The 1,916-nt window shown below is 61.6% G+C and carries 1 protein-coding gene; it reads left to right on the top strand.

What is annotated here, in order from left to right:
- The first annotated feature begins 227 nt into the window (after window positions 1–227).
- Window positions 228–1,529, top strand: coding sequence for a glucoamylase family protein (locus NKH59_RS33245; RefSeq protein ID WP_352614801.1), 1,302 nt, complete (start codon window positions 228–230; stop codon window positions 1,527–1,529).
- The last annotated feature ends 387 nt before the right edge of the window (window positions 1,530–1,916 follow it).

Genomic DNA, 1,916 nt, shown 5'->3' with positions numbered 1-1,916 from the left:
GAAATCCCCATAACCATCGCCTGTGGCCCGCGGGTTCCTTCCTCGGGGACTTTCGTACGCCTGCCGGCGCCCGAAACTCTTCACGTTAGCGGAATGTCAGCTTCTGGTGTTCGAACCTAGTTATAGAGACACCTGGGCCAGCGCGAGCATCGTCGTGACATGACCCAAAGGCGACAAGTCGACCAAAAAGGTGGGAAGCTCGGCGAAACCCCTCTATATCGACAGCGATGGATGCATCGAGCGACCACCCGCCGAACGACGAGCTTCTCTCGGACATCCAGCGCCTGTCCTTCGACTATTTTCTCAAAGAGGCCAACCCGGCGAATGGCCTGATCGCCGACCGCAACACCCCGGGGTCACCGGCCAGCATCGCCGCCGTCGGGCTCGCCCTGTCGGCCTATCCCGTCGGTGTCGAGCGCGGTTTCATGACGCGCGCCGCCGCCGCTGAACGGACGCTCGCCACGCTTCGCTTCTTCTGGAACGCGCCGCAAGGGCCCGAAGCCGACGCAACGGGCCACAAGGGCTTCTACTACCATTTCCTCGACATGGAGACCGGCCGCCGCGTCTGGAAGTGTGAGCTGTCCACGGTCGATACGGCGCTTCTGCTTGCCGGTGCGCTGGCCGCCGGCGCCTATTTTGGCGAGGACGATGAATCCGAACTGGAAATCCGGCGGCTTGCAGATGCGCTCTACCGGCGCACCGACTGGCGATGGGCGCAGAACGGCGGCGCTACCGTCACCCATGGCTGGCGGCCTGGAAAAGGCTTCCTGCGCTATCGCTGGCAAGGCTACGACGAAGCGGTGATCCTTTATGTGTTGGGCCTCGGCTCGCCAACCCATCCGCTGCCGCCCGAGAGCTATGCGGCCTGGCTATCCACCTACAAGTGGAAAAAGATCTATGGCCGGGAATTGGTTTACGCCGGTCCACTCTTCATCCACCAGCTCTCGCATATCTGGATCGATTTTCGCGGCATCCGCGATGCTTCCATGCGCAACCACGACTGCGACTATTTCGAGAACAGCCGCGAGGCAACCTACCTGCAACGCGACTACGCCATTCGCAATCCGAAGGGCTTCAGCGGTTATGGCGAGAATTGCTGGGGCATTACCGCCAGCGACGGCCCAAGCCCGACAAAACGTCAAATCACGGTCGGTGGCCGCCGCTTCTTCGGCTATCTGGCGCGCGGTGCGCCATTCGGCCCTGATGATGGAACGTTGTCGCCGTGGGCAGCGATTACCTCATTGCCCTTTGCGCCAGAGATCGTTCTGCCGGCACTGCGCTATTTCCATGAGATCGACCTGCAAGAGGGCAACCCTTACGGCTTCACCGCAAGCTTCAATCCGACAATAGCAGCCGCCGACGGCCGGCCATGCGGTTGGGTATCGCCGGACCACGTCGGCATCAATCAGGGGCCGATCACTCTGATGATAGAGAACTACCGCTCGGGCTTCCTGTGGCGCCTGATGCGCCGCGTGCCGGCCATCATCGCGGGACTGCACCGAGCCGGTTTTTCGGGCGGTTGGCTATAAGAAGTCGAGATGACAAAGCTCCCCGATTGGTACCAGGACTTTTGACTGCTAGCGCATGCTGCCGCATTTGCTGCGAATGTCGGTTAGCGGCGCATTGCTTCTCGGCAGAATAGGTGACGTTGCGCCCAGTTTCTATCCCAGTTTTGAGTTCGTTTCCGGCGTGGGTTGTGCCCTGCTGGGCGGGTGAAGCGACGGGCGCTGGCGCGGAGCTTTTGGCACAGCGCAAAGCGAGCGGCCGTCGCAGATTGAAGGTGGTGGCGAACTCGGCCGGTGTCTGCCAGGCGATTTGGGAATGCGGCCGCGCGGTGTTGTACAACACGACGAGAGAACGCCCACGGGACCGAGGAACGCAAGTTTCTTTATCCATGGCATCCCTGGGCCGGGCGT

It is taken from the genome of Mesorhizobium sp. M0998 (assembly GCF_040318885.1).
GTDB lineage: Bacteria > Pseudomonadota > Alphaproteobacteria > Rhizobiales > Rhizobiaceae > Mesorhizobium.
The sequence above is the reverse complement of the archived record's forward strand: the minus strand, read 5'-3'. Positions and strand labels throughout refer to the sequence as shown.

Coding starts and splice junctions, on each gene's coding strand:
- NKH59_RS33245 (WP_352614801.1), top strand. CDS start 228: ATGGATGCATCGAGCGACCACCCGCCGAACGACGAGCTTCTCTCGGAC.